Origin of the sequence: Pseudoalteromonas sp. NCCP-2140 (genome assembly GCF_023708065.1) — a bacterium.
Lineage (GTDB): Bacteria > Pseudomonadota > Gammaproteobacteria > Enterobacterales > Alteromonadaceae > Pseudoalteromonas.
The window spans coordinates 139843-155363 of sequence record NZ_BRCZ01000003.1 but is presented as its reverse complement, the minus strand read 5'-3'; the positions used below and the strand labels follow the sequence as shown (position 1 = coordinate 155363).

The window sequence follows — 15521 nt, the reverse complement described above, 5'->3', positions numbered from 1 at the left end:
AATTAAAGGATGTAATTAACCGCGTCCAGATTGCTTTTCTTTAATTTCCGCAAGCGTTTTACAGTCTACACATAAATCAGCTGTAGGACGCGCTTCTAGGCGGCGGATACCAATTTCGATACCACATGATTCACAGAAACCAAAGTCATCTTCTTTGATTAATTGAATCGTTTTTTCAATTTTCTTGATCAGTTTACGCTCACGGTCACGAGTACGAAGTTCTAATGAGAATTCTTCTTCCTGTGCTGCACGGTCTACTGGATCCGGAAAGTTAGCTGCTTCGTCTTGCATATGCGATTTAGTACGGTCTACTTCGTTACGTAAATCGTTACGCCAAGCTTCTAAAATTTTTTTGAAATGAGCACGTTGTGCTTCATTCATATACTCTTCACCTGGTTGTTCTTGGTATGGTTCCAACCCGGCCTGAGCCAATAACCCTAGTCTTTTTTGGTCTGGCATAACTTTCTCCTAAATCCTTAATATTTTGCCCAGCGTTAGCCGGCGGCTATAAATAGCAGAATCATTAGATTGAGGCAAATTTATTTTAGCTTAATTTATATGCCTCGACCCCTGATTGCATAAATTGCCATGAGTAGAGCCACTACCCATAATTTTGATAAATTTGCTAAGTTATATAGGCAAAAAAAAATAATACAACTTAAATCGTGTTTTTTATTGTCTTTTTAGTAAAAGAGTTGCTTAGCTAATAAAATCACATTTTTCTTGCAGTTTAATTTCTTCTGCAGAAATTTTTGCTTTGTAAGCAATGACTTCGACACCGTTTTCTATAGCTTCAGTTAATAGTTGGGCATATTTTGGGTCGATATGTTCTGCCGCACGTACGTGATTGATACCTTCATGTAAAACGGCAAAAAATAGCACTGCACGATGCCCTTGCTGCACCATTTCTATTAACTCTCGAAGATGTTTTTGGCCTCGCTCAGTTTTTGCATCTGGAAAATAACCTTGCCCAGAGTGTGGGTCTGTTTGTGAAAGTAATGTCACAGATTTTACTTCTACATAGCAATGGGATTTATGTTCATCTGTTAATAAAAAGTCGATTCGGCTATTTTCTTGGCCGTATTTTACTTCTGCAGCAATGGTTTGATAGTCAACAAATTCAGCAATCGTGCCTGCATTTAAGGCTTCTTGCACAACCTTGTTTGCAATCGCGGTATTAACACATATTAAGTGATCGAATTGGTTCTGAGTTAATTGCAAGGATTGAGGGTACTTGCGTTTGGCGTTATCACTGGTTGAATAAAAAGCCTTAAACCCTGGCTCTGCACAGCCCGTCATTTTGCCAGTATTGGCACAGTGAGCTGTAAACTCTGCGCCATCGGCAGGTTTTAAGTCGGCTAAAAAACGTTTGTAGCGTTTAATCAAGGTGGCTGATTGTAATGCAGGAGTAAACTTCATGGCTTTTATAAATTCGTTTTTCTTTATTGTATGTGATTCATTACGAGGATTGAACCATGCTGCATAATGCTATTTATCGCAAGCTGTTGGGAACTGACGTTGGCTGTAGTAAACTCAAGTAACATTTTTAGCGCAAAGAGTATTCTAACATGTCAGAAAAATTTCTAGTTCAACTTAGCGAGCAGGGCGCTGCCGCACATTGGGGCGAAAAAGCCGCTCTTTCTTTTACTGAACAAGGCGCAACTGTTCATTTAACTGAGCAAGATACACTTAAAAACGTACAAAAAGCAGCACGTACGTTAGCTAATCAAGGCTTAAAAAACATTGCCTTAGTGGGCGATGTTTGGTGTACAGAAACACAGTGGGCTTTTTACCAAGGCTTTGTTTCACCAAAGAATTTAGATGCTATTGAGTTTGTTGAAAATGCAAAAACAGACGGCAAAGAACTGGCTTCTTTAAAACAAGCTGCGACGTGGGCTCGTCAAATGATCAATGGCACTGCGGATGACATTTTCCCTGAGAGTCTAGCTGGTAAAGCGGCAGAATTTATTCAGTCATTAGCGCCAGAGCACGTAAGTTACCAAATTATTAAAGGTGATGCTTTATTAGAGCAACAATGGATTGGTATCCATGCGGTAGGCCGTGGTAGTGAGCGTCCACCGGTATTATTAGCATTAGATTACAACCCAACGGGCGACGAAAATGCCCCTGTTGCGGCCGCTTTAGTTGGTAAAGGCATTACGTTTGATTCAGGTGGTTACTCAATCAAAGCAAGTGAAGGCATGTTAGGCATGAAGTGCGACATGGGCGGTGCTGCTACAGTAACTGCAGGTTTAGCACTTGCTATTAGTCGTGGTATCAACAAACGTATTAAATTGTTTTTATGTTGTGCTGAAAACTTAATTTCAGGTCATGCCTACAAACTTGGTGATATCTTAACGTATAAAAATGGCACCACAGTTGAAATCGTTAATACCGACGCTGAAGGTCGTTTAGTGCTAGCTGATGGCTTAATGGCTGCAGGTGAGTCTGGCGCGCCATTAATCATTGATGCAGCAACGCTAACAGGCGCTGCGCTTGTTGCTGTTGGTCAAGAATACAATGCATTGTTCGGTCTTGATAAAGAGCTTGTACGTGACGTACAAGACTTTGCAGAGCAAGAAATGGAAGCTGCATGGCCATTACCTCTTGAAAAGTGGCATCAACAAAACTGCCCGTCGCCATATGCAGATACCGCAAATAGTCGTCCACAAAAAGGTGGTGGTTACGGTGGCGCTTCTAATGCGGCTGGTTTCTTATCACGCTTTGTGCCAAATGAAGGTAAAGGTTGGGTTCACATTGACCTTGCTGCTGCATTTAACATGGGTAGCACAAGCGAGTGGGCTGCAGGCGCAACAACTCAAGGTATGCGTACCGTTGCAAGAACTTTACTAGAAAAAGCATAAGCAAATATCTATAGGGCGTGTTGACCTTTTATGATTAACTTTGCAGCAGTGTGTTTGGTATTTAGGCAAGGCAGAGCCTATGTAGTGTGGTTGTTCCACATAAATAGGCGATAACGCAGCATTAATGCCAAACACGTGCTGCCCTTCGGGTTCTTCCTAGGGGCGATTAACTCTTTGTTGCTCGATTTTTACTTAGCCCACTAGGTTACAAATCTCGCGCCGTGATTAAATCGCCCCTAGAGTGAACAAATTTAATCCACAAAGGTCAACACGCCCTTATTAAGCCCCTTAACTTTATCTAAGTTAAGGGGCTTTTTTGATCTAAAGGGTAATTTTACAAACTGATACAAGCTTTTTTGAGTAAATTAGTATAAAATCCCGCCCCACATTTTCTCATCCTGTGGTTAGTTTTTATTAAATTAGCTACACTTGAATGATCAATTCACACTGGGGTCTCTATTTATGTCAGATAAGTGCTATATCACTGCGCAGCAGCTTCTTGAAGATTCATTTCGTGTTGCGGCACAAGTTTATGAAGATGGTTTCCGTCCTGATTTCATCATTGGTATTTGGCGTGGTGGTGCTCCAATTGGTATCGCAGTTCAAGAATATTACGATTACAAAGGTATCGAAACTGACCATATCGCAGTGCGTACCTCTTCGTATTACGGTATTAACCAGCAATCTAAAGAGATCAAAGTTCACGGATTGCATTACATCATTGAAAATGCCAATGCAGATAACTCATTACTAATCGTTGATGATGTTTTTGATTCTGGCCGCAGTATTTTTGCATTAAAAGAAAAGCTATCGGAGTTAATGCGTTTAAACCTACCACGTGATATTCGCGTTGCTTGCCCATACTATAAGCCAAAAAACTCAAAAGTAGACATGGTGCCAGATTACTTCATTCATGAGTCTGAAGAGTGGTTAGTGTTTCCTCATGAGCTTTCAGGCCTAACGCCAGACGAAATTATCGAAGGTAAGTCTGATTTAGCCAATATTCATGACATACTTTTAGAAAAGTAAGTTTTAATATTTTTGCAGTTATGAGTGTGTTCTACACTTATAACTGCGCAAAACTTTCGACGTAGTCGCTAAGCTTGTCGATATCTACTACTTGTAAACCTTGATTACTTCTTTGTACTAAGCCTTTTTCAACCAATTCTGTAACTACGCGTCTATACGCTCTTTCTGTGGTAGCAAAGCGTTCTGCTTCGGCATTTACGGTAGGGTAGGCACGCAGTAGTGTTGGGTTGCTGTTTTCAGCTCTTAATAAGCAATCTTTAGCTATATTGTAGCTAAGTGGTAATAGCAGTTTATCTAAGTTTATTTTTTGGTTTTCTTGGAATTTAGCGGCAATTGTTTGTGCTGTGTATAAGCTTAATTCTGGCTTTTCTAATAGTAGTGCGCGCCAATGTTTAAGCTCAATTAGGTTATAACTTACATCGCTAAAGCACGTAACTGTGTAAATACACGGGTAGTTATTTAGTGCTTCAATCTCACCAATCAGTGTGTTGTTACAATCAAGCTGGCCCAAAAGAAGGCGTCGGCCATTACCCACGTCATAGCTGAACGACACCGTGCCGCTTCTTACTAATACGAGTTTTGACAAAGGTTGATCTTGGTGGATCAGCACTTCTTTTTTAGCTTGTTGAAAACTACTGCCAGCAAATGTCAGTAATTGGTCAACAAGATAGCTTGAAAAATGATATTGAAACATTAACGCCGCTCTTCGGACAATTGTCCTATTTATTACATCTTAATGACGTTAGCATTAAGATTCTAAGAATTTACGCTAACTTGCTAGTAAGGTGATTCACGTTACTGATACCTTCATTTCCCGTGTAATGATTTTAAAGCCAAGATTATTCTTAAGCTTTACAAGGTTTTTAGTAAGTTAGCTTTTTTATTTTATTGTCAAAGTAGCACTGAGTGCGTCAAAAAAAATGACAAGCTCCAATGCTAACCTAAAGCCTAGGAGAGAACAATTGAGTTGGGAATATTTAGGCTATTTAGCGTCAGCACTGTTGGTTGCTTCTTTGACAATGAGCGATGTAGTAAAACTACGCTGGCTCAACCTAGCAGGGTGTATTGCATTTACCTTCTACGGGCTGGCAATTGGTGCCGTTCCGGTGGCCTTCACCAATGGTTTACTGGCGTTTGTGAATATTTACCACATCATTAAATTAAAGCGTCAGCAAAAAGCTGACGCCGAGTAATATTATTATTCCTCTTTTTTATATTTTAGTTCGCCCGCAATCCAAGTTTGTGTCACGTTTATATCGTGAATTTCAGAAATAGGGGCTTTGTAATAGTCTTTATCAATCAAAATAAAGTCAGCCCACTTTCCTTGCTCTAAACTACCTACTTTAAACTCTTGATGTGCAGCATAAGCACCACCTAAAGTAAACGCACGCAAAGCTTCATCACGCGATAGCAGCTCTTGTGGTCGCCAGCCGCCTTCAGGAAGTTGATTATGATCCATCCGTGTAATGGCTGAATATAAGCCATCAAACGGATCAGCAAGCTCTACAGGAAAGTCAGAACCTGCTGCAATTACTGAGCCTTGCGCTAAAAAGGTTTTCCAAGCATACGCCCCTTCAAGTTGTTTTTCAGTTAGACGCTGCTCTGCCATATGCATATCAGAGGTTGCATGAACAGGCTGCATTGATGGAATAATTTTTAACGTTTTAAAACGAGGGATATCTTCAGGAGTCACAATTTGTGCATGTTCAATTCGGTTACGAAGTAAAATGCCACCGGTTTTTTTAAACACATTTTCATAGGCATCTAGCACAACATGATTGGCTTTATCACCAATGGCATGGGTGTTCGCACTAAAACCATGAGCAAAGCTTAAGTTGAATAGTTGCTCAAGTTTTTCTTGGGTTTCAAGCATTAAGCCGTGGTGATTTTTACGATCTGCGTATTCCTCGATGAGGGCTGCGCCTCGACTGCCTAAAGCACCATCTGCATACACTTTGACACTTCGAATCGACAGCATGTCATTCATGTCTTTATATTTGCCTGCTTTGAGCATGGTTTCTAGTTGAGGATCGGCAGCACTTAGCATGGCTACGATTCTGACAGGAAGGGACTTTTGCTCAGAGCGCTGCTTGTACACTTGCCACGTGTCGTAATCGATACCGGCATCATGGGTTGATGTAATACCCAAACTTAGTAGATGTTTACCTGCATTATCTAATGCCGTATTAATGCTGGCATGGCTTGCTTTTGGTACATGTTGGGTAACAAGCGTTTCGGCTTTATCAATGAATACCCCAGAAGGTAACCCTGAATCCAGCTTTAAAATTTCACCGCCGGCAGGAGAGGGAGTTTGTTTATCAATACCTGCAAGTTCCATGGCTTTTGAGTTAACCCATACAGCATGGCCATCAACGCGAGAAAGCACTACAGGTTTGTCTTTTACATATTTGTCTAAATCAGCTGCAGTTGGAAACTCACCGCCAGGCCATTGCTCTTGATTCCAACCGCGACCAATGATCCAACCTTGTTTATCTTTGGCAAACTCAGCCAGCATTTTGCCAACCTCATCTGCCGAGTGCGTATTTCTGACATCAAGTTGTGAAAGGTTATTACCTAAACCAATTACATGGCCGTGAGCATCGACTAAGCCAGGTAACAACGTGGCTTGCTTGCCGTCAATTGCGGTGGCGTCAGGGAAGCTATTTTTAATTGAGTCATTGCCTGTTTTTACGACTTTACCGTCTTTAAAAACCAGTGCAGAAAAGTGTTGGGTTTCGCCTTTGTAGGTAGGCGTGTAGCCATTTATATTATAAATAACAGTGGTGTTGGCAAAGCAGCTAAGTGAAGCTGTTGCTAGTAAGCTGATGATGAGTTTCATAATCTTCTAATAGTTTTTATTGATTTATGAAAACAGTATCAGAGTTGCAGTAAACTGCAACTCAGCAGCAAGTAAATAATTAATTGTAACGCTTTATTTGCTTGCGTAGACCTTAAATTCACTAAGCGATAATTTATTATCTTTATCGCTGTCATAGTTTTTGAAACGTGACCACAGAGCAGGGTCTCTCGCAGACTCTGAGCGAGTCAGGTAACCATCGTCATTACGATCAAGTTGTTTAAATTTTTCACCAATACTATCTGCAGCAAAACTCACTGTGCTAGTTACACAACATAAAATTAGGCTGGCAAAGGTTAATTTTGACATTACTTTAACTCTTGTTTGTTAAATAGTGTTTAAATTCAAGGAGCGAGATTTGTTGATCTTTATCTGTATCCCACTGCGCCATGCGTTTTTGCAAGTGCGGTTGCGATGACAGTTCCTGCACAGATAAAAAGCCATTTTTATCTTTATCAAGGTGATCAAATCGTTGTTTTACATCCAATGCTAAGCTATTGAAGCTTATAGTAATTAAGGTACATGAAGCAAGCCAGAAAATTCTCATAATTACTCTCCAAATAAAAGTGCTTGCCATAATTTAACTCCCAAAATTTAAATCCGTTTACACATTCCCTCTGGGATTATGGCAAGCACTTTAAGCCGTTAAGGTTTGAATTTTTCAAACTCTTGTTCAGACAGAACCTGATCGCCGTTTTCATCCAGATCGGCAAATTGCTTAAGTAGGTTATCGTGTTTGGTTGCTTCAGTTAATGAAATCTCGCCGTCGGCGTTTGTATCAAATTTAGCGAATCGAACATCCATTTGTGATGCTAAAACGGTAGCGCTGATAACTAAAAACATCAGCGAGAATGCAGCTAATAGTTGTTTCATTACAATCTCCTATTGAATAAACGACTGAAACTCAGAAAATGAAATTTGGCCATCTTGGTTACTATCAATTTGAGTAAAGTTGCCATGTAATAATGCATCTTCAGATGCTTCTGCTTCACTCAAAAAGCCATTACTGTCTTTATCAAGCTCGTTAAACGTTGTTTGCAAATCTAGTGCATAACTACTTACCGAGATGAGACTTATAAGCAGGGTGGCTACCAGGGCCTTTATTTTCATTTTGTGTCCTAAATAACTAATTTGCTTAGTACCAATCAAAATCAGTGCCAATATTAAAAGGTCCTAATTATCAATAGCTTATGGTTTTAATGTGGTTTTGAATGCGAAATAGTTACAGGGTGTTGTGTCTTTTTTGCAACGATTTTCAGGTGTTAAAACTTTATCCATTTTATTTCAATGAGTTAGCCTGTTGCCAAATAGCAACTTTGTATCGGTTTTTGGGTAAAAATCAGTACTTTTTAAGTTCGGATTCAGCGAGTGTCTAAGTTTGTTCACTAATAATCAGCATCTGAAATTATGTTGAGAGTGAATATGCAAAATACAGTAGCGATAAAAATAAAACAGTTACTCAATTGGCGACCGAGTCTTATTGGCCAGTTCGTCTGTAGCATTTTGCTGTCTTTACTACCGTTATCTTTGGTGGTGATTTTATTTTTAAATGCGCTTAATAAGCAGCTAGCGGTGACTCAAGAAATCGTCGGTGACAATTACGAAATCACTAAAGCATTTAATAACCTCAAACAAGACTTAAATAGCTTAGAAAGGGCAACTCGACAAAATTGGGTGCTTAAAAGTGAATCCCTCGATAGCTTGATTGCCAATAAGTGGCAATCTTCACTGCAAAGTATTGATGAGCTTATATTTTTAAGCCCAACCGCTGATTATGTCTCACAGTGGCGGCAACTGGCTGAGGTATTACGATTTGCACAACAGCACTTGTTGATAGAGCAAAAGCAAGACGGTGAGTTATTTGCTCCTGCCAGCAAGCTTATCAGTGAGCAAACAAATTGGCTCAAAGAGCAAAATGAATTACGCATCACAAAAAATCAGCAGCAATTAAAAGCACTTCAAACTTCATTCATTAATTGGTTAGTTGCGTTAATTCCACTCACGTTATTGGTCGGGGGCGGGTTTCTTTGGCGGATCAGCGGACGGCTCAGGGAGCTCACACATGTAATTGATAAACTTGGACAAGGCCATTGGCAGCAAAAAATTCAAGTTCGAGGTTCGTCAGAGCTAGTTGAATTAGGTAACAAACTAGAGTGGGTTCAAGCACAGCTACATATGCTTGAGCAGCAAAAAGATACATTTTTACGCCATGTGACACATGAATTAAAAACCCCCCTTGCTTCGATGGTTGAAGGCACAGACTTACTTGCAGATGAAATTGTTGGTCCAATCAATAGCGAGCAACAAGCCGTCCTTGAGCTAATAACGCAAAGTATGGTGCGGCTCAGAGCCATGATTGAAAGCTTATTGAGTTACAACGCTATTCGCACGAGTAAGCAAAGCCTAAGCGAGCTTAACTTTAACTTGATGATGAATAAAATTGAGCGTCATTTTGAGCACCGATTATCAGCGCGTGATTTATCCATTGTGTGGGTAAATGAATTACCAAATAAAGCCTTGTTTATCTCAATTGAGCTACTTGAAATGGTGCTCATTCAGTTGACTTCAAATGCGTTAAAGTTTTCGCCGGAACACGAGTCAGTGACAATAAAAGCAAGCTTAAAACAGGGGCAGTTAATTTTGAGTGTCAGCGACTTAGGATTGGGGATAGAAGATACTGAAAAAGCCGCTGTGTTTGGGGCTTTTTATCAAGGCAAGAATGCAAAACAACATACTGAAATGGGCAGCGGACTTGGTTTAACTATCGTTAAAGAAACAGTTGAACAATTAAACGGTAAGCTCTCTATTACAGATAATGAGCCACAAGGGTGTGTATTTACAGCCATTTTACCAATTCAATTAACCCAAGGAGTTAACTGATATGGGCTTAGCGAATAAAGCCAGTTTTATGCTTGTTATAGGCACGCTTTTTATAACAGGGTGCACGATCACGCAAAAGCATGTTGAGCCAAAGCAAGTAGAGCCGACAACAGGTGTGAAACCTCAAGGGCAACCTAATCCAAAGCCTCGGCCGAAAAGTGAGCCGCTATACCCGCCTGCAAGTACAGTCATTGCTTGGCATGCTGCTAAGTGTGGTGGCTTTAAAGCAAGCTCTGATAAAGCAAATTATGTTGGTGAAAATGAGCTAAAACGTCTGTTTGAGTCGATTTGTTTACTCGGTGCTTCTGAGCCAGAAAAAGCCCTTAATCAGCTTGAAAAAAGTGACCATGCTTTTTATTGGCCAGATGATATTAAGCAGTATCTTTGGTTACAAAAGCAATATTTACAACAGAATTTAGCGGCAAAACAAGCTAAGCAAGCGCTAAGTGATGAAATGGAAAAAACCTTATCGTCGCTTGCGACTATCGAACAACAACTTCTGCTACGTGAAGAAACCAAGGAGCAGTAACCATGAATGAAGTAACAAAACCACGGGTTTTATTAGTAGATGATGATGCGAGTTTATTAAAGTTACTAGCGATTAGAATTGAGTCTAAAGGCTATTTGGTTAGTACCGTTGAAAGTGGCATTGAGGCACTACAAACGCTAAAAAACCAAACCTATGATGCGGTGATCACCGACTTAAGGATGGATGAAATGGACGGCATGGCTCTACATCGCCAGTTACAAAGTCGTTATCCTTCAATGCCGGTGATTATGATGACAGCCCATGGTTCGATACCTGATGCCGTGGAAGCGACGAAGCAAGGTATATTTGCATTTATTACCAAACCGGTTGATAAAGATGAGCTGTTCGACAGCCTTGCTAAAGCTATCGAGATCCATGGTGTACACGGTGATGAAACACCTACACAAACGAATATTGTCACCCGTAGCGGTGCGATGTTGCATCTACTTGAGCAAGTTAAATTGCTTGGTCCAACGCAAGTGAATGTATTGATCTCCGGTGCCAGCGGCACAGGTAAAGAGCTGCTTGCACAAGCAATACATCAACACAGCCATGTTAGTGATGGGCCATTTGTGGCAATTAACTGCGGCGCAGTGCCGGGAGAGCTTTTAGAGTCTGAATTATTTGGGCATAAAAAAGGCGCATTTACAGGTGCAGTCAAAGACCATCAAGGTTTGTTTCAACAAGCACAAGGTGGTACCCTTTTTCTAGACGAAATTGGTGATATGCCGCTAAATTTACAAGTAAAACTGCTGAGGGTTTTACAAGAGAAAACCATTCGCCCTGTGGGCTTTCAAGAAGAGATCCCAATTGATGTGCGGGTGGTGTCGGCGACTCATAAGAATCTTCCTGAGGCAATCAATAATCAGCAGTTCCGTGAAGATTTATATTACCGATTAAACGTGGTGAACTTAAAATTGCCTCCGCTTTGTGAACGCCGAGAAGATATTAGTTTGCTAGCACAGCATTTTGCAGGTCTAATTGCTAAACGTATGGGGCAAGATCAAAAGCAGTTTGCCAATGATGCAATGCATGCTTTGGTTCGCTATGACTGGCCGGGTAATATCCGTCAATTACAAAATGTGATAGAGCAGGTAGTAGCCCTTACACCTGGTAAAGTGATTGCTGCTCAGTTAGTTGAGAGTGCATTAAATAGTAATGTTAGTATTGCTGAGCCACTTTCGTTAAATGATGCAAAAAAAGAATTTGAGCGAGATTATTTAATTAATACGCTGAAAATGTCAGCGGGTAATGTTGCCGAAGCCGCAAAGCTTGCGAAACGTAATCGCTCAGATTTTTATAAATTAATCAAAAAGCACAACATTAATGTTGAAAGCTTAATATAAGGAAAAACATGGCGCTTTTTTTAGTCTATCTGGGCGGTCGTATTCAAGGTTGCCACATTGAAATGCACGACGTTCGATTTGTCGTAGGTGATAACATTGAACAAACCTATTCAAAATTAAAAGCACAATGGGTGGGTGATAAAAGCAATGTGCACATGGATAGCTACATGCAAATTCAGCACATCGATGGCTATCAGGTCGAAGTGGTTGATACTGCGCATCACCAAGCCGAAAAACTATACTTTGTAAATTTAGGTGCTTACCGAGCTGATAGTCTTGCAGAGCAACATGATTTTGCATTGTACGTTGCGCGTAGCAGTGAAGAAGCAAAGCAACGCGCTAAAGAGTCTTTATTGGCGGGAATGACTCATCTTCATAAAGATGACTTACACGATGTAGACGATTGTTTTGCGATTGATTTGTTAGATAGCAACTTATCAATAAAATTAACGCCAAGCGGGCAAGCTCAAGCAATGAAGCCCGATTGGTTTGGCTATCACATTCTTTGATCTATTCTTGGTTATCGTTTTTACTGGCAACTTTAAAGGCGATGATCACTAATCCAAATAAGGCAAATGGCAGTGCAGCAAGTAAATACTCAACGGTATGGCTGTCTTGGTAGTTGGGCTGGAGTAGGAAGTGACCTGCAACACAAAGTAAAATAGCCACGAATAAAACGGGCAGTAAAATCAGTTCTTTTTTAGGTGAGTGTTTTTTCATTACAAGGCGTTATATTCCAAAGGTGCGCCATTGTAATGATCTCAGCTTACTCAGGTCAAATAAGTTGCTTTGTAGTTTGCTTTATATTGCGCTGTATCAACTTTTTTAGTGTCAGCTTTTACAGGCTGCTTTTTTGGAGCCGCTGGTTTATCGGTTGCTTCATTATAGCTAAACAGCCCCATAATGAACTCAATCTCTTCACGTTGTAATCCAGATCGCATGATGCCCTCCAAAGAATAATTTGCCTTTTGTATTACAAATATTACGTCCTGTAATCTGAATTATCGGTGAATACCCAGTCATTAAACTGTAATCATATGTAACGCAAATATGCTTATTTAATAGGCAGCTCCACAGTGAACACAACACCTGTGCCATCATCTAAATTTTCTGCCAATACTTTACCGTGATGGTAATCGCAAATAAGCCTTACAATATAAAGACCTAAACCCAAGTGGGGCTGCTGTTGATGTTGCTGACTTCTCACCGAGACCATTGAGTCGAAAATATGTTCAACTAAACCGTCAGGAAGCAAAGGCCCTTGGTTGCTAATTGTTAATAATGCACGCTGTTCTTGCTTGGTTAAGCTGACTGAAATTGTGCTTTGCGGGGTTTTAAACTCAAGTGCGTTGTTGATGAGCTTATCGAGTAATTGGGCAATAAATTCTGGTGCGCCACTAACATTTAACGGCTCTTTACAAAGCGACAAGGTAAATAGGCTTTCACCATAGGTTATTTGATAGCCCTGCATGCAGCCGGTGATCACCTTGGTCAGGTCAAACTCTTCTGCCTCGGCACTTTGAATACTTTGTTCAAGGCGCGTTGCTTCACTCATGGTGGTAATAATTTTACCTAACCGCTCAACCCCTTCACTGGCACGGTCGAGGTATTTTTGACTCAGTTCAGATTGCGGCTGCATTTGTAAGTTTTCAAGTGATGAGCGCACAACAGCCACGGGCGTACGAAGTTCATGGGATAGCCGTGATGACATATTTTCTAGGTAATCAGTATAACCACTTAAACGGCTAACAATGTTGGCAAAGCTGCGAGAAAGGTCGCCAATTTCGTCATTCGAATCGGCATAAGTAATCTTGCCAGTGATCCGCCCTTGAGCATCAATAGCTTGCTCGGCATTATCACGTAAGCGGCGAATACGGCTGGAAATTCTTGAAGCAAAAAAGAATAGCGTTACAGTGCCAACAAGCATCACCGCTAAAATCACATTAAAGAGCTTCTCTAACGATTTATTACGCAGGGTGCGCACGCCATTGGTAGTTTCTTCTGCGATTACTGCACCAATGACTTTGTCTTGGATCCAAATAGGGTAGGCTGCCGATAAAATAACGGCTTTGTTATCTGGGGTTAAGCGCCATGATGATGCGGGTCTACCATTTAAAGCGCTGGCTATGTGAGTGCCTTGCATCGCAGCGACATCATGTAAGGTATCAATAAACTCATTTTCTGGGCGAGTTAAAATTTTATAGTAAAGTGGGTGTAAGTAATCTTGCTCAAAGCGTTGCCACCAGGTTGTTGCGGGCTCCTCTTTTAGGCCGTCTGCCCAAACGCCATCGGCATGATGAATTGAGCCTGATTGTGCAAGTACGCGATGATGGTTATCGACGACCCAAATTCGGCTACCACTGTGGCCCATGCCTTTCAAAATACGGTTAATTTCTGGCGAAGGTACTAAAACAGAGCCGATATCATTGGGATTTTGTAGGTTTGAAGTCGACATAAGTTGAGGCTCAACCTTGTCTTCATCCCAATCTTCAATCGCAAAACCAAGCTTATTACCTAGCATCGAAAGCGGAAAACGCAGTTCTATGTTGTAACCCGTGTCGGTGCTTTTAAAATAGCCTTGAATTTTAGTGACCGGCTCTTGTGTCGTAGCATCAAAGGCATTAACCCAACCATCTTGACGGGCAGCCACCACATAACTTTTAAATTCACCTTCAGGTGTTTTTAACATGATCTGTAAGTGATCATTACGGGTAAAGCTAAGCACATTTTTAGCGCGATACACCAGTGAGCTATCAGTGACTTTAAATGCCGCATAAAGGTAGTTTTCGTATTTGCCTACCATGTGATCAAAACTTAGATCACTATCTTGATGATCATGGCTTAACCCCTGTAAATAGCGCTCGTCGTAATGCCAAAATAGGTTTTGATAAGGCTGCCACTCCGACAATTTACCATCAAGTTGAATCGGGTTATTTAGGTTATAGGCATATAAATCTCGGCCTTTTACAACTTGATCTAAAAAGTTGGTTTGCGAGTCAAACAAAGCAGGGCGCTCATGTAATGCGGTTGCAAGTGCGCGGGTGGTGCCCACTAAGGTTTTTTCTTGCCCTTGCCTTAAGAACTTTTCCATTTCCCAAACATATTCATAGCCAAGCCAAGGCAATAAAAATAAAAAGCAGGATAAGAAAATAAACTTTGTTCTGAGCCCCAAACGCAGCATTAAGCTTGCTCCCAGCGATAACCCATACCGTAAACGGTATCAATGCAGTCAAATGTATCATCTAAAGCAATAAACTTTTTACGAATACGTTTTACGTGTGAGGTAATAGTGCTGTCATCAACATAAATTTTCGCATCACTCATTAATTCGTTGCGGCTTTTTACATGGCCTGGACGCTGTGCAAGCGAATATACCATCCAAAACTCTGTTACGGTTAAATCAACCAGTTGCTCTTGCCAAAAAACCTGCATGCGCTGAGTATCTAACTTTAACGGGCCGCGATGCAAAAGAGCGGTTTGATCGGCAGGTTGGTCGAAGGCATCAAGGCGTCTAAACAAGGCACCAATACGAGCAGCAAGGTGCGCCATACTGATGTCTTTGGTTAAGTAATCGTCAGCACCCATGCGCAGGCCGCATACGGTATCAATTTCGCTATCACGGGCGGTTAAAAATATAATCGGTAAGGTTTTAGAAAGACTGCGTAATGTTTGGCAAAGTAAAAAGCCACCATCCACTTCATGGCCAAGGCCAATATCAACAATGGCTAAATCTGGTAAAGATTGACTAAATGCCAGTTCAGCACTGGCTCTGTCAGCAAAGCCTACAACCTGATAGCCCTGAGCGCTGAGCATTTCAGTGTAGTTTTCGCGGATTGCTGTTTCATCTTCAACGATTGCTATTTTCTTCATTGCTAATACTTACTTAAATTCTTTCTATAGCGAACTATACCTAATTTTTTGCCTTGCGTACTGGCAAAAACGCGATTGCCATTTTTCTGCCACAATTGCTCAGCAGTTTGCCTTTTTTGATCCCCTTTATTGCCATTTCGACTTGT

19 protein-coding genes are annotated in these 15521 nt (G+C 40.9%); 7 read left to right on the top strand and 12 right to left on the bottom strand.

What is annotated here, in order from left to right; translation table 11 throughout:
• Window positions 1-15: 15 nt before the first annotated feature.
• Both dksA and sfsA read right to left on the bottom strand, forming a co-directional pair.
• Window positions 16-459, bottom strand: a complete 444-nt coding sequence (gene dksA, locus NFU46_RS07365; protein WP_135925983.1) for an RNA polymerase-binding protein DksA — start codon at window positions 457-459, stop codon at window positions 16-18.
• Window positions 460-699: 240 nt separating this feature from the next.
• Window positions 700-1419 (bottom strand): DNA/RNA nuclease SfsA, encoded by a 720-nt coding sequence (sfsA, locus tag NFU46_RS07360; protein ID WP_251600923.1) that lies wholly within the window; start codon window positions 1417-1419, stop codon window positions 700-702.
• Between the two features lie 149 nt (window positions 1420-1568).
• Between sfsA and pepB the strand changes: the two genes are divergently transcribed.
• Window positions 1569-2864, top strand: a complete 1296-nt coding sequence (gene pepB, locus NFU46_RS07355; protein ID WP_054560873.1) for an aminopeptidase PepB — start codon at window positions 1569-1571, stop codon at window positions 2862-2864.
• Window positions 2865-3326: 462 nt separating this feature from the next.
• A complete protein-coding gene (locus tag NFU46_RS07350; protein ID WP_054560872.1) occupies window positions 3327-3893 on the top strand; it encodes a phosphoribosyltransferase in 567 nt (188 codons plus the stop codon).
• A gap of 37 nt (window positions 3894-3930) precedes the next feature.
• Here NFU46_RS07350 and NFU46_RS07345 read toward each other — a convergent pair whose 3' ends face one another.
• Complete coding sequence (locus tag NFU46_RS07345; protein WP_054560870.1) at window positions 3931-4587, bottom strand: Crp/Fnr family transcriptional regulator; 657 nt, start codon at window positions 4585-4587, stop codon at window positions 3931-3933.
• A 268-nt stretch (window positions 4588-4855) separates the two neighbouring features.
• Between NFU46_RS07345 and NFU46_RS07340 the strand changes: the two genes are divergently transcribed.
• A complete protein-coding gene (locus NFU46_RS07340) occupies window positions 4856-5086 on the top strand; it encodes a YgjV family protein (RefSeq protein ID WP_054560869.1) in 231 nt (76 codons plus the stop codon).
• Window positions 5087-5091: 5 nt separating this feature from the next.
• On the opposite strand, the gene NFU46_RS07335 is transcribed toward NFU46_RS07340, so the two are convergent.
• The 5 genes from NFU46_RS07335 to NFU46_RS07315 form a co-directional block, all read right to left on the bottom strand.
• Complete coding sequence (locus NFU46_RS07335) at window positions 5092-6732, bottom strand: amidohydrolase (protein WP_251600921.1); 1641 nt, start codon at window positions 6730-6732, stop codon at window positions 5092-5094.
• A gap of 93 nt (window positions 6733-6825) precedes the next feature.
• Window positions 6826-7059 carry an EF-hand domain-containing protein gene (locus NFU46_RS07330; RefSeq protein WP_063703288.1) on the bottom strand — a complete coding sequence of 78 codons (234 nt, stop codon included), beginning with the start codon at window positions 7057-7059 and terminating at the stop codon, window positions 6826-6828.
• A gap of 4 nt (window positions 7060-7063) precedes the next feature.
• Window positions 7064-7297 carry an EF-hand domain-containing protein gene (locus NFU46_RS07325; RefSeq protein WP_063703291.1) on the bottom strand — a complete coding sequence of 78 codons (234 nt, stop codon included), beginning with the start codon at window positions 7295-7297 and terminating at the stop codon, window positions 7064-7066.
• Window positions 7298-7395: 98 nt separating this feature from the next.
• Window positions 7396-7623 (bottom strand): hypothetical protein, encoded by a 228-nt coding sequence (locus NFU46_RS07320; protein ID WP_054551189.1) that lies wholly within the window; start codon window positions 7621-7623, stop codon window positions 7396-7398.
• 9 nt (window positions 7624-7632) lie between these two features.
• Window positions 7633-7860: an EF-hand domain-containing protein gene (locus NFU46_RS07315; RefSeq protein ID WP_251600919.1), complete on the bottom strand. Its 228-nt coding sequence runs from the start codon at window positions 7858-7860 to the stop codon at window positions 7633-7635.
• A gap of 312 nt (window positions 7861-8172) precedes the next feature.
• Between NFU46_RS07315 and NFU46_RS07310 the strand changes: the two genes are divergently transcribed.
• Genes NFU46_RS07310 through NFU46_RS07295 form a run of 4 tightly spaced genes read left to right on the top strand, consistent with a single transcriptional unit; the run spans window position 8173 to window position 12014 of the window.
• On the top strand, window positions 8173-9630 hold the full coding sequence (locus tag NFU46_RS07310; RefSeq protein WP_251600917.1) for a HAMP domain-containing sensor histidine kinase: 1458 nt from the start codon (window positions 8173-8175) through the stop codon (window positions 9628-9630).
• A gap of 1 nt (window position 9631) precedes the next feature.
• A complete protein-coding gene (locus NFU46_RS07305) occupies window positions 9632-10159 on the top strand; it encodes a hypothetical protein (RefSeq protein ID WP_175082952.1) in 528 nt (175 codons plus the stop codon).
• 2 nt (window positions 10160-10161) lie between these two features.
• The gene (locus NFU46_RS07300; RefSeq protein ID WP_175082951.1) at window positions 10162-11505 is read left to right on the top strand and encodes a sigma 54-interacting transcriptional regulator; all 1344 of its coding nucleotides are present in this window, start codon (window positions 10162-10164) and stop codon (window positions 11503-11505) included.
• Window positions 11506-11513: 8 nt separating this feature from the next.
• Window positions 11514-12014 carry a DUF1543 domain-containing protein gene (locus NFU46_RS07295; protein ID WP_251600915.1) on the top strand — a complete coding sequence of 167 codons (501 nt, stop codon included), beginning with the start codon at window positions 11514-11516 and terminating at the stop codon, window positions 12012-12014.
• Window position 12015: 1 nt separating this feature from the next.
• Here NFU46_RS07295 and NFU46_RS07290 read toward each other — a convergent pair whose 3' ends face one another.
• The 4 genes from NFU46_RS07290 to pdsR all read right to left on the bottom strand — a co-directional run bounded on the left by NFU46_RS07290 (window position 12016) and on the right by pdsR (window position 15375).
• Window positions 12016-12225 (bottom strand): hypothetical protein, encoded by a 210-nt coding sequence (locus NFU46_RS07290; protein ID WP_054551195.1) that lies wholly within the window; start codon window positions 12223-12225, stop codon window positions 12016-12018.
• 50 nt (window positions 12226-12275) lie between these two features.
• Window positions 12276-12446, bottom strand: coding sequence for a hypothetical protein (locus tag NFU46_RS07285; RefSeq protein ID WP_156426462.1), 171 nt, complete (start codon window positions 12444-12446; stop codon window positions 12276-12278).
• Between the two features lie 113 nt (window positions 12447-12559).
• A complete protein-coding gene (pdsS, locus tag NFU46_RS07280; RefSeq protein WP_251600913.1) occupies window positions 12560-14686 on the bottom strand; it encodes a proteobacterial dedicated sortase system histidine kinase in 2127 nt (708 codons plus the stop codon).
• Window positions 14686-15375: a proteobacterial dedicated sortase system response regulator gene (pdsR, locus tag NFU46_RS07275; RefSeq protein WP_251600911.1), complete on the bottom strand. Its 690-nt coding sequence runs from the start codon at window positions 15373-15375 to the stop codon at window positions 14686-14688. Before pdsR ends, pdsS begins: the two co-directional genes overlap by 1 nt.
• Between the last annotated feature and the right edge of the window lie 146 nt (window positions 15376-15521).

What these genes read in the sequence shown, in the direction of transcription:
- dksA (WP_135925983.1), bottom strand. Translation starts at nt 459, where the DNA reads ATGCCAGACCAAAAAAGACTAGGGTTATTGGCTCAGGCCGGGTTGGAA.
- sfsA (WP_251600923.1), bottom strand. Translation starts at nt 1,419, where the DNA reads ATGAAGTTTACTCCTGCATTACAATCAGCCACCTTGATTAAACGCTAC.
- pepB (WP_054560873.1), top strand. Translation starts at nt 1,569, where the DNA reads ATGTCAGAAAAATTTCTAGTTCAACTTAGCGAGCAGGGCGCTGCCGCA.
- NFU46_RS07350 (WP_054560872.1), top strand. Translation starts at nt 3,327, where the DNA reads ATGTCAGATAAGTGCTATATCACTGCGCAGCAGCTTCTTGAAGATTCA.
- NFU46_RS07345 (WP_054560870.1), bottom strand. Translation starts at nt 4,587, where the DNA reads ATGTTTCAATATCATTTTTCAAGCTATCTTGTTGACCAATTACTGACA.
- NFU46_RS07335 (WP_251600921.1), bottom strand. Translation starts at nt 6,732, where the DNA reads ATGAAACTCATCATCAGCTTACTAGCAACAGCTTCACTTAGCTGCTTT.
- NFU46_RS07330 (WP_063703288.1), bottom strand. Translation starts at nt 7,059, where the DNA reads ATGTCAAAATTAACCTTTGCCAGCCTAATTTTATGTTGTGTAACTAGC.
- NFU46_RS07325 (WP_063703291.1), bottom strand. Translation starts at nt 7,297, where the DNA reads ATGAGAATTTTCTGGCTTGCTTCATGTACCTTAATTACTATAAGCTTC.
- NFU46_RS07320 (WP_054551189.1), bottom strand. Translation starts at nt 7,623, where the DNA reads ATGAAACAACTATTAGCTGCATTCTCGCTGATGTTTTTAGTTATCAGC.
- NFU46_RS07315 (WP_251600919.1), bottom strand. Translation starts at nt 7,860, where the DNA reads ATGAAAATAAAGGCCCTGGTAGCCACCCTGCTTATAAGTCTCATCTCG.
- NFU46_RS07310 (WP_251600917.1), top strand. Translation starts at nt 8,173, where the DNA reads ATGCAAAATACAGTAGCGATAAAAATAAAACAGTTACTCAATTGGCGA.
- NFU46_RS07305 (WP_175082952.1), top strand. Translation starts at nt 9,632, where the DNA reads ATGGGCTTAGCGAATAAAGCCAGTTTTATGCTTGTTATAGGCACGCTT.
- NFU46_RS07300 (WP_175082951.1), top strand. Translation starts at nt 10,162, where the DNA reads ATGAATGAAGTAACAAAACCACGGGTTTTATTAGTAGATGATGATGCG.
- NFU46_RS07295 (WP_251600915.1), top strand. Translation starts at nt 11,514, where the DNA reads ATGGCGCTTTTTTTAGTCTATCTGGGCGGTCGTATTCAAGGTTGCCAC.
- NFU46_RS07290 (WP_054551195.1), bottom strand. Translation starts at nt 12,225, where the DNA reads ATGAAAAAACACTCACCTAAAAAAGAACTGATTTTACTGCCCGTTTTA.
- NFU46_RS07285 (WP_156426462.1), bottom strand. Translation starts at nt 12,446, where the DNA reads ATGCGATCTGGATTACAACGTGAAGAGATTGAGTTCATTATGGGGCTG.
- pdsS (WP_251600913.1), bottom strand. Translation starts at nt 14,686, where the DNA reads ATGCTGCGTTTGGGGCTCAGAACAAAGTTTATTTTCTTATCCTGCTTT.
- pdsR (WP_251600911.1), bottom strand. Translation starts at nt 15,375, where the DNA reads ATGAAGAAAATAGCAATCGTTGAAGATGAAACAGCAATCCGCGAAAAC.